The organism is Pantoea sp. Fr+CA_20 (genome assembly GCF_024520835.1).
GTDB lineage: Bacteria > Pseudomonadota > Gammaproteobacteria > Enterobacterales > Enterobacteriaceae > Pantoea > Pantoea allii.
Map to the genome: position 1 here is coordinate 109,285 of NZ_JALNPN010000011.1, position 16,248 is coordinate 125,532.

Here is a 16,248-nt window from a genome sequence, read left to right on the forward strand (position 1 = left end):
ATCGAACGTAAAAAAGACGCTAAACACATGTTTGAAATTAACCCGGTCAAATACCGTATTCAGGACCTCAGCGAGCGCAGCGACGTTCTTCGGGGGTATCTTTGACTACGATGCCAAGAAAGAACGCCTTGAAGAAGTAAACGCAGAACTGGAACAGCCCGACGTCTGGAACGAACCGGAACGTGCTCAGGCGCTGGGTAAAGAGCGCTCCTCGCTGGAAGCCATCGTTAATACGCTCGATCAGATGAACCAGGGGCTGGAAGATGTGCAGGGGCTGCTTGACCTGGCGGTAGAAGCCGACGATGAAGAAACCTTCAACGAAGCCGTGGCTGAACTGGACGTGCTGGAAGGTAAACTCGGTGAACTTGAGTTTCGTCGTATGTTTTCCGGCGAATATGACAGCGCCGACTGCTACATTGATCTGCAGGCCGGTTCCGGTGGAACAGAAGCGCAGGACTGGGCCAGCATGCTGATGCGCATGTATCTGCGTTGGGCAGAGGCGAGAGGGTTCAAGACTGAAATTATTGAAGAGTCAGAAGGTGAAGTGGCAGGTATCAAGTCCGTCACTATTCGCGTCTCTGGCGATTATGCATTTGGCTGGCTGCGCACCGAAACCGGCGTACATCGCCTGGTACGTAAGAGTCCCTTTGACTCCGGTGGTCGCCGCCATACCTCCTTTAGCTCAGCGTTTATCTATCCGGAAGTGGATGACGATATTGATATCGACATCAATCCGGCCGACCTGCGTATTGACGTTTACCGCGCCTCCGGTGCCGGTGGTCAGCACGTAAACCGTACGGAATCGGCGGTGCGTATTACCCACGTTCCAACCGGTACGGTAACCCAGTGTCAAAACGATCGCTCTCAGCACAAAAACAAAGATCAGGCGATGAAGCAGATGAAGGCGAAGCTGTACGAGCTTGAGATGCAGAAAAAAAATGCCGAGAAGCAGATGCTGGAAGACAATAAGTCTGACATCGGTTGGGGCAGCCAGATCCGTTCTTACGTTTTGGATGACTCACGTATTAAAGATCTGCGTACCGGCGTGGAAACGCGTAACACGCAGGCGGTGCTGGATGGCGATCTGGACCGATTCATTGAAGCAAGTTTAAAAGCAGGGCTATAAGGAACCGACATGTCTGAACAACAACCGCAGAGCGCTGACGTTGCACTTGAGTTAAATAACGAACTGAAAACGCGTCGCGAGAAACTGAGCGTGCTGCGTGAAAACGGCGTGGCGTTTCCTAACGATTTCCGTCGTGATACCACCTCCGATCGGCTGCATGCCAGCTATGACGAGAAGAGTAACGAAGAACTGGAAGACTTAGGCATTGAGGTCAGCGTGGCTGGCCGCATGATGACGCGCCGTATTATGGGCAAGGCTTCCTTCATTACTCTGCAGGACGTGGGGGGCCGCATTCAGCTGTATGTGGCGCGTGACGATCTGGCCGAAGGCATCTACAACGAGCAGTTCAAAAAGTGGGACCTGGGCGATATCCTCGGCGCACGCGGCAAACTGTTCAAAACCAAAACCGGCGAGCTGTCGATCCACTGCTCAGAGCTGCGCTTGTTAACCAAAGCCTTGCGCCCGCTGCCCGACAAATTCCACGGGCTGGCCGATCAGGAAACGCGCTATCGTCAGCGTTATCTTGATCTGATTGCCAACGATGACTCACGTAACACCTTCAAAATCCGTTCACAGATCATGGCCGGCATTCGCCAGTTCATGGTTGGACGCGACTTTATGGAAGTGGAAACGCCGATGATGCAGGTGATCCCGGGCGGCGCATCGGCGCGTCCGTTTATCACGCATCATAATGCGCTGGATATTGATATGTATCTGCGTATTGCGCCAGAGCTGTACCTGAAACGTCTGGTCGTGGGCGGTTTTGATCGCGTATTCGAGATCAACCGTAACTTCCGCAACGAGGGCATTTCGCCACGTCATAACCCAGAGTTCACCATGATGGAACTCTATATGGCTTATGCGGATTACAAAGACCTGATTGAACTGACCGAAAGCCTGTTCCGTACCCTGGCGCAGGACGTGTTAGGCAGCACCGTTGTGCCTTACGGTGAACAGGAATTCGACTTCGGTAAGCCGTTTGAAAAACTCACCATGCGTGAGGCGATCAAGAAATACCGTCCGGAAACTGATTTGGCCGATCTGGAGGATTTCGACAAAGCGGTAGCCATTGCCCAGTCCTTGCATATTAAGGTTGAGAAAAGCTGGGGCTTAGGCCGCGTAGTGACGGAAATCTTTGAAGAAACCGCTGAAGCGCACCTGATTCAGCCAACCTTTATCACTGAATATCCGGCTGAAGTCTCTCCGCTGGCTCGTCGTAACGACGAGAATCCTGAAATCACTGACCGCTTCGAGTTCTTTATCGGCGGACGTGAAATCGGTAACGGCTTTTCTGAGCTTAACGATGCGCAGGATCAGGCAGAGCGTTTCCTGCAGCAGGTTAATGCGAAAGATGCGGGCGATGATGAAGCGATGTTTTATGACGAAGATTACGTTACCGCGCTGGAACATGGCTTACCGCCAACGGCTGGGTTAGGCATTGGTATTGACCGCATGGTCATGCTGTTTACCAACAGCCATACCATCCGTGACGTTATCCTGTTCCCGGCGTTGCGCCCTGGCTCAAAGTAATTATCAGATGCTGGTTAAAGGCCGGGTGATTCCGGCCTTTTTCATTTCTGCTGCCCGCCATGCCTCACAATGTGCATCGACTTGAGTAATCCTCCCTCGTCTGCCAGGCTGACAATCTCAACCTGGAGCGATCATCATGAAGCAACGTCCTGACTGCATTCTTCACTGGCAAGCGCTGGAAGGCGAAGACAACGAACATTATTCCGATAGCGATGAGCTGATGTCCATTGGTACACCTCTGGCAAAACTGTCGGGCTTAACCCGTCTCGGCATCCATCATGAAAGGCTACGACCCGGACGACGCATGTCTTATCCTCATGCAGAGAGTGCAGAAGAAGAGTTTATCTACGTGCTGGAAGGCAATCCCCACGCCTGGATCAATGGCGAACTCTACCCATTGTCACCGGGCGATGCAGTGGCTTTTCCGGCCGCCACCGGTATTTGCCACACCTTTATTAATAACAGTGACGCCGACGCGCGCTTTCTGGTGGTCGGCGAGGTCAGCAAGCCGGAGAATCGCATTACTTATCCGCTCAATCGCGACTACGAAGCAACGCGCAAAGACAGATGGCTTAACCCACCGCAGCAGCAGATGGGCACGCATCCCGGACTGCCGGATGAAAAATCCTAAGATTTCACAGCATCATCCAGCCACGTCTGAAAACGGGCGTAGGGCACATACAGCGCCACATCTTTATACAAGGTTTTACCACTATGGTTATCGTTGATGCGCTGACTGTAGCCGATAATTACGCCAGCCAGGGTGTCATCAGAGGCGTTATAAACTGCGCCGCCTGACATGCCCTTAACCACGCCTGCATTGGCAGCCACGACCACGCAGTTTGCTTTATTCCAGTCATTGGCTAACGTCGTGTTCACCAGGTTTTTGCCTGTTGAGCTCACGGGCATGGCGGAGATGAAGCTGTAACCATAAAGATTCACCTGGTCGCCGATATGGCTGTTACGGAATGATGGGGGCAGGTTGGCTTCGCTGTTTTTGTGGTACACGACCGCAAGATCGCATTCCGGATGCCAGGCTTTCACACGGTAAAGCGAATATTTCGCCACGTGGGCCGCCGTAAGGCTGTAGTTCGGGGTTAACGGAATGGTGGTACCCAGTGTGCCCACACCCAGCACGGTTGGAATGCCGGTCACGGTCATATCAACGCGTTTCTCAGCTTCTCTGCTGTATTCATAATGACCGACTGAGCAGCCCGTAAGACTGATTACCATTAAAACGATAAGCCGTTGCATTTTCTCTCTCCGCGTCAGTAGGACTGCATTTCATCTGGCGATTCATAAGAGCTATATCGGCAACGCTAATACTTTATTGATAACTAAAATCGGTATTAGCAAAAAAACGGCTACTTCGCTGGCAACCTTTCTCAACGTCTGGTGCGTAAAGCAGAATTTCTTTCTCTAACAGTATGTTTAATAAGCGTAGTTGGAGTGCGTGTCAATTATTGCCATTTACGCAATAGATTGTTGTTGTTATGTGAGTATCAGATGACAGGCAGCTATGCTGTAATACACAGTGTGATGTAGATCATAAATTATAGCTCGTTCATAACATTGCGTGAGTCAACTGTCACGCAGCAATTATCATTTTTGGGAGAGTGTTATGCCTGTTGCATTGCTGGCATTGGCGCTGAGTGCGTTCGCCATCGGAACCACTGAGTTTGTGATCATGGGCCTGCTGCCGGAAGTCGCAAACGATTTGCGGGTGACCATTCCGTCAGCTGGCTGGTTAATTAGCGGTTATGCATTAGGCGTGGCAATCGGTGCGCCCGTCATGGCGCTGTTAACGGCGAAATTGCCGCGTAAGAAAACGCTGATCCTGTTGATGGTGATTTTTATCATCGGCAATCTGCTGTGTGCGCTGGCTTACAGTTATAACTTACTGATGCTGGCACGTGTGGTGACTGCGCTCTGTCACGGTGCCTTCTTTGGGATAGGGTCGGTGGTTGCGGCCAGTCTGGTTTCCGCCGATCGTCAGGCTTCTGCCGTCGCGTTGATGTTCACCGGTCTCACATTGGCAAACGTCTTAGGCGTGCCGCTGGGAACCTGGTTTGGTCAGCTGTTTGGCTGGCGCGCCACGTTCTGGGGCGTTTCGGCTATCGGCGTGCTGGCATTTATCGCGTTGATCACCAGTCTGCCGGGGAATAAAAATGAGAAGCCGGTCAATCTGGCAAGCGAAATCAGCGCGCTGGCAAATGGCAAACTGTGGCTGTCATTGCTGATGACGGTATGTTTCGCCGCCGCCATGTTTGCACTGTTCAGCTACATTGCACCGTTGCTGTTGCAGGTTACCGGCATTGGCGATCGTGGCGTGAGCTGGACGTTGTTCCTGATTGGCGCGGGCCTGACCGTGGGCAATATTCTGGGGGGCAAAATGGCCGACCGTAAAGTCTCCCTGAGCCTGATCGGCAGTTTTTCGCTGATTACGTTGTTCTCACTGCTGTTTAGCTGGACCAGCCATGCGCTGTGGCTGGCGGAAATCACGTTGTTCCTGTGGGCGATGGCAACCTTTGCAACGGTTCCCGGCCTGCAGATCAATGTTGTGCGCCACGGTAAAGAAGCCCCCAATCTGGTTTCAACCCTGAATATTTCCGCTTTTAACGTGGGCAATGCGCTGGGCGCGTGGGTCGGTGGTGCAGTGATCGCGCGCGGCTATGGACTGACGGCGGTGCCGGTTGCCGCTGCTGGCCTGGCGGCGATTGGGCTGATCGTTTGCCTGATCACCTTCCGCAAGTCAGGCGGTACGGCGGCCCGGGTGCATGCTTAAGCGAGTTTTTTCGCAATCTGATCTGGAAAACGGGCCACCTGTTGCTGCAGATGGCTCACAAACGCCTCGACCAGGGCCGATGCTGGCCGATGTTGCGGCCTGACCAGGCTGATAGTAAAAGGCACGGCGACGCTAAAAGGGCGCATGACCACACCGCTGTCGGCATAATCTAATGCCGTCAGCGGATTCACCACCGAAATCCCTACACCGGCCTGCACCATGGCGCAGACGGACGCTGCACTGTGGGTTTCCATCACCATCCTGCGCGTCACGCCCTGTTCATGAAACAGCGCGTCGAGCAACTGACGATAGCTGTCCGTGCGTGACAGACTGACATAGTTCTCACCGGCAAAATCCTGCGGCGTCAGCACGCTGTGCTGTGCCAGTCGATGCTGCTGCGGCAACACGCACACTTCATCGCAGGTCAGTAGCGCCTGTCGAACGGTGCCGGCGGGGGCATGCTGCGTTTCCGTAAGCCCCAGATCATAACGCTGTGCCGACAGCCACTCTTCCAGTAGCGGCGATTCCTGCGGAATGATATTCAGACTGACATCGGGATAACGCTGCAAAAAAGTCTGACAGACAGGCGGCAGCAGTGACTGGGAAAAGACCGGCAGGCAGGCGATGGACAGTTCGCCCTGGCGAAACTGGCGCAATCCCTCTGCCGCATCGATGATGCGATCCAGCCCATACCACGAGCGCTGTACCTCTTCGAACAGACGTAATCCCTGTACCGTGGGTTGTAAGCGGCCGCGCACGCGTTCAAACAACTTTAGACTCAGCTGCCGTTCAAGGCGCGCCAGTTCACGGCTGACGGTGGGCTGCGAGGTTTGCAGCAGCGTTGCAGCCTGAGTGAGGTTCCCACTGGTCATAACGGCATGAAAAATCTCGATATGCCGCCAGTTGATGTTTGCCATGGGCTATTCCATATCATTTTTGCATAGATGCTATTAAAACAGATATTTTTCGGCATGGCACGATTCTGGCTTAATGGCTTTATTGCCACAGGAGAAAATTTCATGCCTCGTCCACTCAATACGACTGAATCCGCCCTCAACGTTGACCATTTATTGCCGCTAGCGCGCCAGTATAACGGTCCATTCTGGGCTTATGATGCGCAGATTATTCAACAGCGCATTGCCCAACTGCACGCCTTCGACGTGGTGCGTTTTGCGCAAAAAGCCTGTTCTAACACGCACATTCTGCGCCTGATGCATTCTGCGGGAGTAAAAGTCGATTCAGTTTCCCTGGGCGAGATTGAGCGTGCGCTGGTGGCAGGCTTTAAGCCCAACAGCGATGAAATCGTCTTTACCGCCGATGTTCTGGATAACGCCACGTTGGCCAGGATAGCTGAACTCAAGGTGCCGGTGAATGCCGGCTCCGTCGACATGCTGCATCAACTGGGTGCCGTGTCTCCTGGACACGCGGTCTGGCTGCGTATCAATCCGGGTTTTGGTCACGGCCACAGCCAAAAAACCAATACTGGCGGCGAAAACAGTAAACACGGTATCTGGCCCAGCGATCTGCCTGCTGCACAGGCCGCCATTGAACAATATGGACTGCGCCTCATCGGTATTCATATGCATATCGGTTCAGGCGTGGACTATGCGCACCTGCAGCAGGTCTGCGATGCGATGGTCGATCTGGTGGTGCAATTTGGTCAGGATATTGAGGCTATCTCTGCCGGCGGCGGTCTGTCTGTTCCCTATCACTATGGGGAAGACGCGATCGATACCGATCACTATTTTGGCCTGTGGGATGCCGCACGTCAGCGCGTAGCTGAACATCTGGGCCATGCCGTGAAGCTGGAAATCGAACCCGGCCGTTTCCTGGTCGCAGAGTCAGGTGTGCTGGTTTCGCAGGTTCGGGCGGTAAAAGAGATGGGTAGCCGTCACTTTGTGCTGGTGGATGCAGGCTTCAGTGATTTGATGCGCCCATCCATGTACGGCAGCTACCACCATATCTCTCTGATGGCAGGTGATAACCGGACTATCAACGAGCAAACGACGATCGATAGCGTGGTCGCGGGGCCTCTGTGCGAGTCAGGCGATGTCTTTACCCAGCTTGAAGGTGGCAAGGTGGAAACCCGGGCGATTCCAGCCGCTAAAGTTGGTGATTACCTGGTGTTTCATGATACCGGCGCTTACGGCGCGTCGATGTCTTCCAACTACAACAGCCGTCCGCTGATTCCTGAGATCCTGTTCGAAAGCGGCGAGCCGCGGGAAATTCGTCGCGCGCAACGCATTGAGGAACTGCTGGCGCTGGAATAAGCCTAATGCGCGCAGTCAGGCTGTCGGGAAAGGGAAAGGCGATGGCCGATATACGCCAGCCGCGCAACAGCGGCTGGCAGTACATATCAAGGTGCAGGATAGGTATAACGGCGATGGATCGCTTCAAGCGCTTCCAGAACCTCATTGCTGAGGGTCAGGTTGGCGCTGTCAATATTGATCTGTAACTGGTCCAGCGTGGTCGCGCCCAGCAGGGTGCTGGAAACAAAGGGTTGCTGACGGACAAAAGCCAGTGCCATTTGTGAAGGATCAAGCTGATGCTGTTGAGCCAGCGCCACATATTCCGCCACCGCCAGTTGCGACTGCTCACCGCTGTAGCGCGTAAAACGGCTAAACAGGGTATTACGCGCGCCAGCAGGTTGCGCACCGTTAAGGTATTTTCCGCTCAGCGTACCAAAGGCCAGGCATGAATAGGCCAGCAGTTCCACGCCTTCATGTTGACTGATTTCCGCCAGGCCCACTTCAAAGCTGCGATTCAGCAGGCTGTAGGGATTTTGAATAGAGACGATACGCGGTAGCTCGTGCTTTTCTGCCAGTTGCAGGTAACGCATTACGCCCCACGGCGTTTCATTCGATACGCCGATATAACGAATTTTGCCTGCCCGCACCTGCTCGGCCAGCGCTTCCAGCGTTTCTAACAAGGTGACAGGCACGCTGTTCTCACTGTATTGATAGCCGAGCTTGCCAAAGAAGTTGGTTTGGCGCTGCGGCCAGTGCAGCTGATACAGGTCAATGTAGTCGGTATTGAGGCGTTTCAGGCTGGCGTCCAGCGCTTCGCGAATATTTTTGCGATCCAGCGCCATGTTAGGGCGAATCGATGCATCGTTGCCGCGCGTCGGCCCGGCGACTTTACTGGCGAGAATAATTTTATCCCGGCTGCCGGTCTTTTTTAACCAGCTACCAATATACTTTTCGGTCAACCCCTGGGTTTCAGGACGCGGCGGTACCGGATACATCTCGGCGGTATCAATCAGGTTAATGCCCGAACTGACAGCTAAATCCAGTTGAGCGTGGGCGTCGGCTTCGCTGTTTTGCTCACCAAACGTCATAGTGCCCAATCCAAGCTGGCTGACTTCCAGCGTGCTATGGGGGATACGGTGATAATGCATTGCCGGCTTCCTTTTCTGTAGGGATAAGTATTCTGTCTTCAGGGACTATAGCGCGAGGCGTAGCGGGTAACAAAGGGGAACAACAAAGAGAAGTAGCCTGCCGACGAGGGGAGTGGCGACAGGCTGATACGTTTTGCATCTAGCGTTCAATAATGGTCGAGACTTCATCACTGTTAATCTGCACGGTATGACCCGACTGATCGGTGTACTGCACCAGCCCCGTTTCTTTATCAATACTCGGTTTGCCTTCGGTCATAATCATACGGCCATCTTTTGTTGCCATGACATAATTGGAACTACATCCCGCTAATGTCACCGCAGCAACGGCCAGTAATACAATTTTAATCAGCCCTTTCATTATGCTTATCCTCACGAATCGTCCATAGCAAAAAGTGTAGTAATAAATCCTTTTACCGATTGGGTTAATCGTATCAATCTGAAAATAACGGGGCGGCGCGGGGCCGCCCTTGACAACGCTAGCTCACTTTTTTCTTACTGCGCATAAGGTTAAGGCACTCAACGGCCATTGAGAAGAACATGGCAAAATAAATGTAACCTTTTGGTACATGCACGGCGAAACTTTCCAGAATCAGGGTGAAACCCACCAAAATCAGGAAAGAAAGTGCCAGCATTTTTACCGACGGATGGCGATCAACGAACTCGCCAATAGTGCGGGCAGCAAACATCATCATGAGCACGGCAATGACGACCGCCGCCATCATAATAAACAGATGATCAGAGAGGCCCACGGCCGTAATCACCGAGTCGAGACTAAAAATGATGTCGAGCAACATGATTTGGACAATCGCCCCAAAGAACGAGTTAACGTTGCTCTTGTGCTCGGTTTCCTCGCCTTCAATGGTTTCATGAATCTCCATGCTGGATTTCCACAGCAAAAATAATCCCCCAAACAGGAGGATCAGATCGCGTGCTGAAAAAGCATGATCCATCAACGTGAAAAGCGGGTTGGTGAGTTTAGCGACCCAGGCAATGGAGGCCAGTAAACCCAGACGCATGAGCATCGCACCCATCAAACCGATACGACGTGCGCGGGCTTGCTGGTGTTTGGGAAGTTTCGCCACCACTAGCGACAGAAAGATAATGTTATCAATGCCCAGCACCACTTCCAGAATGGTCAGGGTACCCAGCGCCAGCCAGGCGTTGGGATCGTAAATCCAATCGAACATACCTGCACTCATATCCTAAACGAAAATTAAACAAAGATTATACGCACCAAATTTGTCTAACTCACCTTTAAATACAGTATCGGACATGAGAACGCCGTCGTCAGACCAGGAAATGGCGTGCCAGTAAGGGGCCGGTAAAGCTTTTCTTGAGATAAAAACCACGTGGCAGCGTCATGATCGGCTGTCCGCGATCGCCAATCCCTTCGGTTAACGCTTTGCTGTTGGCCGCTTTCGGGCGAATTTGCAGCCAGGCACCATGACGGGCGGTAATACGTTCCACCTTGCCCAGTACGATCATATCCATTAATTCTTCCCAGTCCTGACGCAGCATCTCATCTTCCTGCGCGTCAGGGCTCCACAGCAGTGGCGCGCCAACCCGACGTTCGGCTAAGGGGATTTCACGCTCGCCCTCTACCGGGACCCACAGGACGCGCGCCAGCTTATGGCGAACATGGCTGTTTTGCCACGTCACACCGCTGTTACCGGTGAGTGGCGCGACGCACACAAACGTGGTTTCCAGCGGCTTGCCATAGCGATCGACAGGGATCGTTTTTAGTTCTATCCCCAGATGGGCAAAATCCTGTTCTGCTTTACTGCCCGCGCTGGCACCTAAGTGTAATTCCAGCAGCATACCTACCCAGCCTTTGTCCCGTTTAAGGTTGGCAGGCATTGGAATGCCCGCCTGTTCAGCCAGGGTTTGCAGCGTTAAACCCGCCAGCGTCTGCGCGCGTGACAGCAACGTTGCCTCATCTTCAGGTGGCCCGGGAAGGAATGTCATGTGAATAACTCATAATGATTAATAATTAAGCAGCCTGCAGCAACCTAAGGTTTTCCACAGGAAAGAACGCGGTATAACTCACATAATAACATGAAACATAGTACTTTTTTTTGAAGTGAAATTTGCCTGCTCTCACTAATGTAGCAGGTTATCCCAACTTGCTATCAACAATGAACAGGATCTCAGGCCCAGTTATCCACAGAAAAATGGGATAACCCTTGCTGGAACGGCCTACTGGTTCCATTTACAGCCTTGACTTTGCCAGTTTTTGACAAGAATTGGCCGTTTTGATGCAAGCTTAAGCCGATTGCTGTGGATAAAAAGCGTTGTGGTGGATCTTTAGCCAATTGTCAGCGTGAAGGATTTGTCCGGTGGATTTTCAGTGGGTAAAAAGCGGGTTCTGCAAAAAAATTATCTTACATTTCAATTGAAAAAGACAATCTGGTTTTGAGCCTCCTCCGAAGTATCCCGAGATGTTATTCAGTTAACTCCCGCGTTCTGCACAAAGCTATCCACAGAAAACGTGAATAAGATCGCTCTTTTTAGTGTCCTTTGTTTATAACTTCGCATTAGTCTGTGAGTTATCCCAGTATTACGCCTGTAACCGCCCGCAAATCCAGTGGTTTACCGCCTGTAAGGAGTGTGAAACAATCAGACCATTCAATTTTAGCTTTTGAGGTAGTCCGGTGATCGATGATGATGGCTACCGCCCGAATGTTGGTATCGTAATTTGTAACAGGCAGGGGCAAGTGTTATGGGCCAGGCGCTTTGGACAGCACTCCTGGCAATTTCCTCAGGGAGGCATCAATCCCGGTGAAACCGCAGAACAGGCAATGTATCGCGAACTGTTCGAAGAAGTCGGGTTACACCGCAAAGATGTTCGAATACTTGCTTCTACCCGTAACTGGCTACGCTACAAGTTGCCAAAACGTTTGGTGCGTTGGGACACAAAACCGGTTTGTATTGGTCAGAAACAAAAGTGGTTTCTTCTGCAGTTGATGTGTAATGACGCAGATATTAATGTGCAACACAGCAGCACGCCGGAATTCGACGGCTGGCGGTGGGTAAGTTTTTGGTATCCGGTACGTCAGGTTGTTTCTTTTAAGCGCGATGTTTATCGTCGGGTTATGAAAGAATTTGCTGGCGTTGTCATGTCCATGCAGGAGAGTGCGGTGCAGCGAAATCATCCTGCCCATCGACGTAAAAGAGGATAGGCCACGCCCTTTATGCTCACTCAGTTGCGAGAAATTGTTGAAAAGGTGGCGAGTGCGCCACGTCTGAATGAAGCACTCGACATTCTGGTTAATGAGATCTGCCTGGCGATGGAAACGGAAGTTTGTTCCGTCTACCTCGCCGATCACGAACGTCGCTGTTATTACCTGATGGCCACACGCGGCCTGAAAAAACCGCGTGGCTTAACGGTCAAGCTGGCGTTTGATGAAGGTATTGTGGGCCTGGTGGGGCGACTTGCCGAGCCAATTAACCTTGCCGATGCGCAGAGCCATCCCAGCTATAAGTACATCCCTTCTGTAAAGGAAGAGCGCTATCGCTCTTTCCTTGGCGTGCCTATTATCAGCCGCCGTCAGCTCATGGGCGTGTTGGTTGTTCAGCAGCGTGAACATCGACAGTTTGATGAAAGCGAGGAGTCGTTTCTCGTTACCTTAGCCACGCAGCTGGCAGCGCTACTGTCTCAATCGCAGTTGAGTCAGTTGTTCGGTCAGTATCGTCTGGCGCGCATTCGGGCCATTGCTGCCGCGCCAGGTGTCGCTGTCGCTCCGGGATGGGTGGATGAAACCCAGCCGCTGCTTGATCAGGTTTCTGCCGCCTCGACGCTGGATCAGCAACGTGAACGCGAACGTTTATCGCTGGCGATGAGTGAAGCCGCCAATGAATTTCGTCGCTTCAGCAAACGCTTTACCGCCAGCGCGCAGAAAGAGAGCGCGGCGATCTTCGACCTCTACTCACACCTGTTAACTGACGCACGGTTGAAAAAAGATCTCTTTGCAGAGATCGAACGCGGATCGGTCGCCGAGTGGGCGGTCAAAACCGTGATTGAAAAATTTGCCGCCCAGTTTGCCAGCCTGACGGACAGCTACCTGAAAGAGCGCGCAGGCGATCTGCGGGTGCTGGGGCAGCGCTTGCTGTTTCACCTCGATGATTCTCTGGTGGGCGTCAATGCCTGGCCTGAGCGTTTCGTCCTGGTGGCGGATGAACTGACGGCGACAACGCTGGCGGAAATTCCCCACGAGCGGCTGGCGGGGATTGTGGTCCGCGACGGCGCGGCAAACTCCCACGCGGCCATTTTAACCCGCGCGATGGGGATTCCGACCGTCATGGGCGCGGACATTCAGCCTAGTCAGTTAAACAAACGTCTGCTGATTGTCGATGGCTATCGCGGTGAACTGCTGATCGATCCTGAACCGGTGCTGGTGCAGGAGTACCAACGGTTAATCAGTGAAGAAAATGCCCTCAGTAAAATGGCTGAAGGCGGCGTGGACAGGCCTGGCGAACTGAGAAGCGGTCAGCGCGTGCAGGTCATGCTTAATGCGGGGTTAAGCCCGGAGCATGAGCAGACGCTGGGCAGTTGGGTTGACGGTATTGGCCTTTATCGCACTGAAATTCCCTTTATGCTGCAGAGCGGCTTCCCGTCCGAAGAAGAGCAGGTTGCTCAGTATCAGGGCATGTTACAACTGTTCCATGAAAAACCGGTTACGCTGCGCACGCTGGATATCGGGGCAGACAAACAGTTGCCGTACATGCCGATTAGTGAAGAGAACCCTTGCCTGGGCTGGCGGGGCATTCGTCTCACGCTCGACCAACCCGAGATTTTTATGGTGCAGGTGCGCGCTATGCTGCGTGCTAACGCCGCGTCAGGCAATCTGAGCATTTTACTGCCGATGATTAGCCATATCGATGAGATCGACGAGGCCAAACGCCTTATTCAACGCGCCGGAACGGAAGTGGAAGAGATGCTCGGCTATACGATTCCGAAGCCGCGCATCGGGATTATGATTGAAGTGCCTTCCATGGTGTTTATGATCCCGCATCTGGCCTCACGCGTCGATTTTGTGTCTGTCGGGACCAATGACCTGACCCAGTATTTACTGGCGGTGGATCGCAACAATACGCGCGTGGCGAATCTGTATGATTCACTGCATCCGGCGATGCTGCGCGCGCTGCAGGCCATTTCCATTGAAGCCCATTTGGCGAATCTGGAATTATGCTTGTGTGGTGAAATGGCGGGCGATCCGATGTGTGTGGCGCTCTTGATAGGGATGGGATATCACCATCTCAGCATGAACGGCAAGAATGTCTCGCGCGTAAAATATCTGCTGCGCCATCTGGATTATGAAGAAGTGCAGAAACTCAGTACCCAGGCGCTCAAAGCTTACTCGGCGTCAGATGTGCGTCAGCTGGTGTCGACGTTTATGGAAGAGCGCGGTCTGGGCGGCCTGATTCGGGGTGGGCGTTAACCCAGGTTACATTTCTGCGGCTACTCAGAAAACTGGCTGTGCTATTATGCCCAGCCCTAATTTATGTGCATCACGTCCCCTTTTCAGGGCTGAAAATATACGGTGAATGATGAATAACGGCTATATCGCATTTCCGCAGTTCGATCCGGTAATCTTCTCGATCGGACCGCTTTCGCTTCACTGGTACGGATTGATGTATCTGGTGGGTTTTGTTTTCGCCATGTGGCTGGCGGTGCGTCGGGCGAATAAGCCGGGCAGCGGCTGGAAAAAAGAGGAAGTAGAAAACCTGCTTTACGCCGGTTTTCTGGGCGTTTTCCTGGGTGGACGTATTGGTTACGTGCTGTTTTATAACCTGCCCCTGTTTCTCGATAACCCACTGTACCTGTTCAAAGTCTGGGATGGCGGTATGTCATTCCACGGTGGACTGATTGGCGTGATTCTGGTGATGCTGATCTTCGCTCGCCGTACCAAACGACATTTCTTCCAGGTTTCAGACTTTATTGCGCCTCTGATTCCGTTTGGCCTGGGTGCCGGTCGCCTTGGTAATTTCATCAATGGTGAGTTGTGGGGCCGTGTCGATCCCAACTTCCGTTTTGCCATGCTGTTCCCGGGTTCGCGCAGCGAAGATATCGCGCTGGCAGCCAACAACCCACAATATCAGGCATTACTGAACACTTATGGCGTACTGCCACGTCATCCTTCACAGCTCTATGAGCTGTTTCTTGAAGGCATCGTGCTGTTCATTATCCTGAACCTGTTTATTCGTAAACCCCGCCCGATGGGCAGCGTTTCTGGCCTGTTCCTGATCGGCTACGGCTGCTTCCGCTTTATTGTCGAATTCTTCCGTCAGCCCGACGCACAGCTTGGTTTGCTCACCGGTGGACTCAGCATGGGACAACTGCTGTCTCTGCCCATGATCATTGCCGGTGTGATTATGATGATTTGGGCGTACCGTCGTCGCCCGCAGCAACAACTTCACGAGGAAAAATGAAACAGTATCTGGACTTAATGCGCTACGTGTTGAACGAAGGCACACCAAAATCTGACCGTACCGGTACAGGCACGCTTTCAATTTTTGGTCACCAGATGCGTTTTAATCTGCAGGATGGTTTTCCGCTGGTCACCACCAAGAAGTGCCATCTGCGCTCCATCATTCATGAACTGCTCTGGTTTCTGCAAGGCGATACCAACATTGGTTACCTCAAAGAAAACAAGGTCTCAATTTGGGATGAGTGGGCGGATGAACAGGGTAATCTGGGGCCGGTTTACGGCAAGCAGTGGCGCAGCTGGGGCACGGCAAGCGGCCAGGAGATTGATCAAATCACCAAGGTGATTGAACAACTGAAACGCGATCCGGATTCCCGCCGCATTATTGTGTCCGCCTGGAACGTCGGTGAGCTGGACGAGATGGCGCTGGCACCTTGTCATGCATTTTTCCAGTTCTATGTTGCCGACGGCAAACTGTCCTGCCAGCTTTACCAGCGCTCTTGCGACATCTTCCTCGGCCTGCCGTTTAATATCGCGAGTTATGCGCTGCTGGTGCATATGGTGGCGCAGCAGTGCGATCTGGAAGTGGGCGATTTCGTCTGGACCGGGGGCGATACGCACCTGTACAGCAATCACCTTGAGCAGGCTCGCCTGCAGCTAACGCGTGAGCCACGGCCCCTGCCTAAGCTTATTATCAAGCGCAAGCCAGCGTCGCTGTTCGATTATCACTTCGACGATTTCGAGATTGAAGGCTACGATCCGCATCCAGCGATTAAAGCGCCGGTTGCCGTTTAAATCTCACCCCATAAAAAACCCCGGTATGGCGCTGTATACCGGGGTTTTTTATTGTTTGTCTGGCGTAATATTGCGGCGTTGATCGCAAACTTTTGTTTAAACACAACAACCAGATAAACGCCTCTGCAGCGCCGCTTCCCGTTCCTGGTTTTTCACTTTGCCAGACCGCCCGCCACACCGCACTCTACTG

15 protein-coding genes are annotated in these 16,248 nt (G+C 52.8%); 9 read left to right on the plus strand and 6 right to left on the minus strand.

Annotated features, from left to right (window positions below; all coding sequences use genetic code 11):
• Window positions 1-27: 27 nt before the first annotated feature.
• The 3 genes from prfB to NR177_RS14490 all read left to right on the plus strand — a co-directional run bounded on the left by prfB (window position 28) and on the right by NR177_RS14490 (window position 3,287).
• Window positions 28-1,126 (plus strand): peptide chain release factor 2 gene (gene prfB, locus NR177_RS14480; RefSeq protein ID WP_096011771.1). Its coding sequence is split into 2 segments (ribosomal slippage): window positions 28-102 and window positions 104-1,126, totalling 1,098 coding nucleotides; the frame shifts between segments, so codons are not numbered across the junction.
• Window positions 1,127-1,135: 9 nt separating this feature from the next.
• Window positions 1,136-2,656 carry a lysine--tRNA ligase gene (lysS, locus tag NR177_RS14485; protein ID WP_063880799.1) on the plus strand — a complete coding sequence of 507 codons (1,521 nt, stop codon included), beginning with the start codon at window positions 1,136-1,138 and terminating at the stop codon, window positions 2,654-2,656.
• Between the two features lie 136 nt (window positions 2,657-2,792).
• Entirely contained in the window at window positions 2,793-3,287 is a 495-nt protein-coding gene (locus tag NR177_RS14490; protein WP_256853128.1) for a cupin domain-containing protein, read from the plus strand.
• Here NR177_RS14490 and NR177_RS14495 read toward each other — a convergent pair.
• Window positions 3,284-3,910 (minus strand): hypothetical protein, encoded by a 627-nt coding sequence (locus tag NR177_RS14495; protein ID WP_063880797.1) that lies wholly within the window; start codon window positions 3,908-3,910, stop codon window positions 3,284-3,286. The two genes, NR177_RS14490 and NR177_RS14495, sit on opposite strands and share 4 nt — an antisense overlap.
• Before the next feature lie 367 nt (window positions 3,911-4,277).
• On the opposite strand from NR177_RS14495, the gene NR177_RS14500 reads away from it, so the two are divergent.
• Entirely contained in the window at window positions 4,278-5,441 is a 1,164-nt protein-coding gene (locus NR177_RS14500) for an MFS transporter (protein ID WP_063880796.1), read from the plus strand.
• Here NR177_RS14500 and NR177_RS14505 read toward each other — a convergent pair.
• Window positions 5,438-6,358 carry a LysR family transcriptional regulator gene (locus tag NR177_RS14505; protein ID WP_256853129.1) on the minus strand — a complete coding sequence of 307 codons (921 nt, stop codon included), beginning with the start codon at window positions 6,356-6,358 and terminating at the stop codon, window positions 5,438-5,440. The two genes, NR177_RS14500 and NR177_RS14505, sit on opposite strands and share 4 nt — an antisense overlap.
• Window positions 6,359-6,460: 102 nt before the next feature.
• On the opposite strand from NR177_RS14505, the gene lysA reads away from it, so the two are divergent.
• Complete coding sequence (gene lysA, locus NR177_RS14510; protein ID WP_256853130.1) at window positions 6,461-7,711, plus strand: diaminopimelate decarboxylase; 1,251 nt, start codon at window positions 6,461-6,463, stop codon at window positions 7,709-7,711.
• A gap of 86 nt (window positions 7,712-7,797) precedes the next feature.
• Here lysA and NR177_RS14515 read toward each other — a convergent pair whose 3' ends face one another.
• The 4 genes from NR177_RS14515 to mutH form a co-directional block, all read right to left on the minus strand.
• Entirely contained in the window at window positions 7,798-8,838 is a 1,041-nt protein-coding gene (locus NR177_RS14515) for an NADP(H)-dependent aldo-keto reductase (RefSeq protein ID WP_063880793.1), read from the minus strand.
• Window positions 8,839-8,977: 139 nt separating this feature from the next.
• Complete coding sequence (locus NR177_RS14520; RefSeq protein WP_063880792.1) at window positions 8,978-9,196, minus strand: YgdI/YgdR family lipoprotein; 219 nt, start codon at window positions 9,194-9,196, stop codon at window positions 8,978-8,980.
• A 118-nt stretch (window positions 9,197-9,314) separates the two neighbouring features.
• The gene (locus tag NR177_RS14525; protein ID WP_063880791.1) at window positions 9,315-10,025 is read right to left on the minus strand and encodes a TerC family protein; all 711 of its coding nucleotides are present in this window, start codon (window positions 10,023-10,025) and stop codon (window positions 9,315-9,317) included.
• A 100-nt stretch (window positions 10,026-10,125) separates the two neighbouring features.
• Window positions 10,126-10,803 carry a DNA mismatch repair endonuclease MutH gene (gene mutH / locus NR177_RS14530; protein ID WP_096011765.1) on the minus strand — a complete coding sequence of 226 codons (678 nt, stop codon included), beginning with the start codon at window positions 10,801-10,803 and terminating at the stop codon, window positions 10,126-10,128.
• 686 nt (window positions 10,804-11,489) lie between these two features.
• Here mutH and rppH point away from each other — a divergent pair.
• The 4 genes from rppH to thyA all read left to right on the plus strand — a co-directional run bounded on the left by rppH (window position 11,490) and on the right by thyA (window position 16,058).
• The gene (rppH, locus tag NR177_RS14535) at window positions 11,490-12,017 is read left to right on the plus strand and encodes an RNA pyrophosphohydrolase (protein ID WP_013026988.1); all 528 of its coding nucleotides are present in this window, start codon (window positions 11,490-11,492) and stop codon (window positions 12,015-12,017) included.
• 12 nt (window positions 12,018-12,029) lie between these two features.
• On the plus strand, window positions 12,030-14,276 hold the full coding sequence (gene ptsP, locus NR177_RS14540; protein WP_109717008.1) for a phosphoenolpyruvate--protein phosphotransferase: 2,247 nt from the start codon (window positions 12,030-12,032) through the stop codon (window positions 14,274-14,276).
• A 109-nt stretch (window positions 14,277-14,385) separates the two neighbouring features.
• Window positions 14,386-15,267, plus strand: coding sequence for a prolipoprotein diacylglyceryl transferase (gene lgt / locus NR177_RS14545; RefSeq protein WP_063881243.1), 882 nt, complete (start codon window positions 14,386-14,388; stop codon window positions 15,265-15,267).
• Window positions 15,264-16,058 carry a thymidylate synthase gene (gene thyA, locus NR177_RS14550; RefSeq protein WP_063880788.1) on the plus strand — a complete coding sequence of 265 codons (795 nt, stop codon included), beginning with the start codon at window positions 15,264-15,266 and terminating at the stop codon, window positions 16,056-16,058. The genes lgt and thyA overlap by 4 nt, the downstream gene beginning before the upstream one ends.
• The last annotated feature ends 190 nt before the right edge of the window (window positions 16,059-16,248 follow it).

Excerpts from the sequence above, each read along its gene's own strand:
- NR177_RS14490 (WP_256853128.1), top strand. The coding sequence starts at position 2,793 with ATGAAGCAACGTCCTGACTGCATTCTTCACTGGCAAGCGCTGGAAGGC.
- thyA (WP_063880788.1), top strand. The coding sequence starts at position 15,264 with ATGAAACAGTATCTGGACTTAATGCGCTACGTGTTGAACGAAGGCACA.
- NR177_RS14505 (WP_256853129.1), bottom strand. The coding sequence starts at position 6,358 with ATGGCAAACATCAACTGGCGGCATATCGAGATTTTTCATGCCGTTATG.
- lgt (WP_063881243.1), top strand. The coding sequence starts at position 14,386 with ATGAATAACGGCTATATCGCATTTCCGCAGTTCGATCCGGTAATCTTC.
- ptsP (WP_109717008.1), top strand. The coding sequence starts at position 12,030 with ATGCTCACTCAGTTGCGAGAAATTGTTGAAAAGGTGGCGAGTGCGCCA.
- NR177_RS14515 (WP_063880793.1), bottom strand. The coding sequence starts at position 8,838 with ATGCATTATCACCGTATCCCCCATAGCACGCTGGAAGTCAGCCAGCTT.
- mutH (WP_096011765.1), bottom strand. The coding sequence starts at position 10,803 with ATGACATTCCTTCCCGGGCCACCTGAAGATGAGGCAACGTTGCTGTCA.
- lysA (WP_256853130.1), top strand. The coding sequence starts at position 6,461 with ATGCCTCGTCCACTCAATACGACTGAATCCGCCCTCAACGTTGACCAT.
- lysS (WP_063880799.1), top strand. The coding sequence starts at position 1,136 with ATGTCTGAACAACAACCGCAGAGCGCTGACGTTGCACTTGAGTTAAAT.
- NR177_RS14495 (WP_063880797.1), bottom strand. The coding sequence starts at position 3,910 with ATGCAACGGCTTATCGTTTTAATGGTAATCAGTCTTACGGGCTGCTCA.
- NR177_RS14525 (WP_063880791.1), bottom strand. The coding sequence starts at position 10,025 with ATGTTCGATTGGATTTACGATCCCAACGCCTGGCTGGCGCTGGGTACC.
- NR177_RS14520 (WP_063880792.1), bottom strand. The coding sequence starts at position 9,196 with ATGAAAGGGCTGATTAAAATTGTATTACTGGCCGTTGCTGCGGTGACA.
- NR177_RS14500 (WP_063880796.1), top strand. The coding sequence starts at position 4,278 with ATGCCTGTTGCATTGCTGGCATTGGCGCTGAGTGCGTTCGCCATCGGA.